The 4,049-nt window shown below is 45.3% G+C and carries 3 protein-coding genes; all 3 read left to right on the plus strand.

What is annotated here, in order from left to right; genetic code table 11:
* Positions 1 to 307: 307 nt before the first annotated feature.
* The 3 genes from AK963_RS26300 (at position 308) to AK963_RS26310 (ending at position 3,937) form a co-directional block, all read left to right on the plus strand.
* Positions 308 to 1,375 (plus strand): hypothetical protein, encoded by a 1,068-nt coding sequence (locus tag AK963_RS26300; RefSeq protein WP_066018317.1) that lies wholly within the window; start codon positions 308 to 310, stop codon positions 1,373 to 1,375.
* 53 nt (positions 1,376 to 1,428) lie between these two features.
* On the plus strand, positions 1,429 to 3,306 hold the full coding sequence (locus AK963_RS26305) for a leukocidin family pore-forming toxin (protein WP_066018318.1): 1,878 nt from the start codon (positions 1,429 to 1,431) through the stop codon (positions 3,304 to 3,306).
* Between the two features lie 223 nt (positions 3,307 to 3,529).
* Positions 3,530 to 3,937 carry a hypothetical protein gene (locus AK963_RS26310; protein ID WP_066018319.1) on the plus strand — a complete coding sequence of 136 codons (408 nt, stop codon included), beginning with the start codon at positions 3,530 to 3,532 and terminating at the stop codon, positions 3,935 to 3,937.
* Positions 3,938 to 4,049: the final 112 nt, after the last annotated feature.

Genomic DNA, 4,049 nt, shown 5'->3' on the forward strand with positions numbered 1-4,049 from the left:
GGCGCAACTGCAAACGGCCGAGCAGCTGGCGACGCAATTGAGACGATTTGAGTAGTGACGGGTAAGACAGATTAGGGGTCAATATAGGTTCATAAGGGATTCCGGTGTTGGTCTGCAGTCCGCACCGGTTTTTTTCCACCAAGGCGAATTGGCAAAAAACTCCAGATGCTCGGGGCGAGTCGTGTTGTACGCCCCCTTTTTTATGTCTATCCAATTTTCTCCCGCTATGCAAGTTCCTCGACTAGGTAAGACTTGGCGATGTGTTGGCTGGTATTGGCTTTTAAGCTTTGTATGTGGCTTGGCCGAGATGGCTCATGCCGCTTCACCTTTGACACCAGGCTACTTTAACAAGCAATTTAACCAGTTAATCCGAACCACCTACCCACACTGGTGGGGGAACTGGAATTTAAGCTCCAGCATAAAGGTGGGTGCCATCGGCATTATTGATGCCACAACGGGCACATTCAGGTATTCCGGTGTCGACATAGATGACCTTGAGATAGAGTCGATCCCACTGAATAAATCGTTGGTGCTGACCAAAGGTCACGTGCAGCAATCAGGCTTGAATCTGGGGGCTGAGCTTGACGCTGTTGAGGCTTCTGGTAACGCTCAGATGACCTGGGCATTTGCCAAACGCGGATCAATGGTTTCCCAGTGGGCACTTCAAGCTCAACAGGTGATGAGAAACCCTGTTGATACCCTGCATCGAGAAATGAACACACTGAAATCGGTGGCTCATAACAACAACATGCTGGTTGATAACGGAATTATTCAGGGGTTTGGTGTGATTACCAGTGTTATCATGGCCGACGCCGGACTGTCACTGGGCTCAGAATTGAATAACTCTGAATTTCAAATCAGCGGCAGTGCTGAACTACTCAAAGGACTAACAGGTCAGGGTAGTGTGTCTGCTGGTTATTATCAAACGCATGTGAGCGGGCAAGTTGTCAGTTTTATATGGCCTTCGGATCTGACCGATGTGGTTGAGGCTGTTCCCATCGCCTTCACCTTTTCATCCATTGATGGAGAGAGAGTCATCCCGAATTGGCTCAAGCCCATCTCATTTTTTGAAATTAAAGTTAATAACCACGGCAACTATTCCATTCACGCTGACCTTGATTATGAGTGTCCTGAGACTGGTAAAACGCATCGATCCGCCAGTATCTACGCCTATTCGGGGATAACTTTAGGTGAAATTCCATTGGATGCGACTAACGTTGATCTCATACTCAATTATCGAACCATTTTTAATAATTCGGAAACAAAAAAGCATTATTTCTGGAAATCCCCATTGGGAAGCTGGCCTTCCGGGGGCCGTAGCATCGTTATCAGTCGCCATCACTGGCCAAGTGCTCCTAAATTTACCGAAAAATAGGCTGTCAATACTCAGTTTAAGGTAACTAAAGATAAACAATTGGGTGATTTGAAATGAACGTAACCTTGTTGTCTGGCATAGTGGCAACCAGTGCCATCCTGTTTTCACTGACCGCTTGGTCTGTGGACTATCGTATAGGTAACTTCAGTCGTTTATCAGGCATACAGGCTGAAGCCATGGATGTGAATGGCGGTTTGGATGCTTTGGAACTGGGATCCTATGATCGTCTTTATGTTGATCTTACCGGTGATGAAGACCCATATGCCGAAATCATGTCAGCCTTTAATGGTGGTGCAACAATCATTCTCTTCAGTCCGGACTTCGTTCAGGCAGGTCCTGCATCCATACAGACCATGGAGCGGATACAAAATAAATTGATTCAGTTGACGGGGGTAGCGGTGAGTGCACCGTATGTCGTCCTAAGGTCGCAAAACGGTCAACCAGAGTTTAGACTGGCAAGCAGTTCTGAAGCCCTTCAGGCACTGATCGTTGATATGGAATCTGATCTACCCAGCGCCTTCGCGCAAGCCAGAGACTACGATATACCATTTCCCATGACATCTGCCAGGAGTGTAGGGAATCATGTCCCTTACATTCCCGAGAAAAATTTCAACCTCAAGTTAACTCGACGAAACATTCGCTGCAATTTGCACGACTCTAAAGACTTCAGCGGAACCATGGATTATTGCCAAGGTGATGCCTCCATTGATGTCAATGTTAATGTATCCATGATCCGTTCAGTGGTTGCACCGAAACCCGATCACTCAGGTAACACACGAAATGTCAAACTGGTGAGATTTTCCGTTTCTGATGGGAATACCGGTGCCGGCATACATCTCAGGGATCGTTTACTTCAGGAGAATGCCTGGAAGCAAAGCAACATTCACAGGCATACCCGTCTTGGCCCCTTTGCGCACTCTTATTCAATGAGCGTTGAGCCGGTCAGTGGTGTTCAACCGACAATTATGTCAGGGCTTCCAGGTAACGAAAATCCTGAGTATAACCACCAACAGGTCAGTACCGTCAGCATCGGTGTTAATGGCAAGGTCGGTGCTGAACTGAGTGCTGAAGGACCAAAAGGCTCTGCTGAAGTGGGTGCCTCCTTTGGACTCTCGATGTCACGATCGCTCTCCTGGGATACAAAGGAGTACCGAATCAGAAACAGCAGCAGTCAGAATAATTTTTCCGTTACTTGGGAGCGGAGTCTTGACGAATGTCAATTACTACTGAGGAATGAGGCGGGGTGCTATTTTACCGCCGGTATTGCCTGGGGCGGCAAGATGTGGGATGAAAACAAAATTAACCCTATAGCGTACAGCAACTTCGTACCTAACATGGACGTAGTGTATGAAGTATCGCCAGAGCAAAACGGCACCACCAAATTCCTTGTGACGGCGGCCACAAATATTAAGGCTCAGTTTGGCTATGTTGGCTGGGACTTTCTGTTTGGCTGGTACCAACCCGCAGGTGCTTCCAGCCTGACCCAGTCCACTCAGGCGTTTGTAACCGTTGATTGGTCTCACCCCATATTTGAGCCTGAAGCACATGTAAAACTTCGGTCACTGTATGCTGATAACCTTTGCCTGACAAACCAGAATGGACGGATTATCGGTAAGGCGTGCGTACCCAATAATCGCCATCAAACCTGGGGGCTTGATGCTAAAGAACGTTATAAAAGCCGAAGTGGCAACAACCAGTGTTTGGGTATAGATGATAATAACGGCCTTTATGTCGACACCTGTAATGAAAATCTGAGTCAGAAGTGGTATTGGGAAGATGAAAAAATGGTCTCTCGTAAAATTGACGACCATGGTCATAATCTGGTTTTGCAATGGCACGGTGAAGAAAGCGATCAGATCGAAGTCATTTCTGAACCTTTGTCAGATGGCCTGAATTCGTCATGGCGAAATGAATTAAGTGTGTTGATGTGACTGTGGCCTTTAACAAGTAGCTGGGCATATGGCATCGAATATTTCTGGTTATTTGATATGGTATTGTTTTTTGGGGTGAATGACCAAAAGAATAACTCTGTCTAATTTTTTGGCTCGTTCGTGTTTTCATTAATTATGGAAGTTAGGGGATAAAAAATTAGAGGCAACTGTCAAAACAGCGAATTAAACGGTAATGAATATAAGTTAACTTTTGGTGGGAATAATGCAGCTTGATAGTTATAGTCGCGCTGGTATTTCATCGTTTATAGATGGGCAATGCGAAACCACTCGCCTTATGAAGACTGAGGATCGCCGCTTTCTTGGTAGGAGTTTAAGTACTAGAGGTGATTTTTTTCGATTTATTAGTGATTCTAGAAACAAAGGTTTGAAATTGGGAGATGTTGTCACCAGTGTACAGGGGCAAGGCATATTCGACAGAAAACTAAAAATACAGAAAGAAGATGAACTTGATTGTGTCGATGCTGCTAGAAGACCAGCTGAATATAAAGCAGAAAATAGTGCTGGTTTCGGAAATGAAAGAGAATCGTTATTTCCCAGAATGGAAAGAGAACTGGGTGAATTGAAGAATTTATTTACACGATTACTCGCAATCGGAGGGAATGTAATTTAAATTGTGTAAACGCTTGTCGTTAATACTCCAAAATGGAGAATAACAATGAGCGTTGAAATCAACGAAAAACTGGTAGATCAAATAGCCAGTCAGATTAAAACTCAGGATGATC

The sequence above is a fragment of the Endozoicomonas atrinae genome (assembly GCF_001647025.1).
GTDB lineage: Bacteria > Pseudomonadota > Gammaproteobacteria > Pseudomonadales > Endozoicomonadaceae > Endozoicomonas > Endozoicomonas atrinae.

Coding starts and splice junctions, on each gene's coding strand:
- AK963_RS26310 (WP_066018319.1), top strand. CDS start 3,530: ATGCAGCTTGATAGTTATAGTCGCGCTGGTATTTCATCGTTTATAGAT.
- AK963_RS26305 (WP_066018318.1), top strand. CDS start 1,429: ATGAACGTAACCTTGTTGTCTGGCATAGTGGCAACCAGTGCCATCCTG.
- AK963_RS26300 (WP_066018317.1), top strand. CDS start 308: ATGGCTCATGCCGCTTCACCTTTGACACCAGGCTACTTTAACAAGCAA.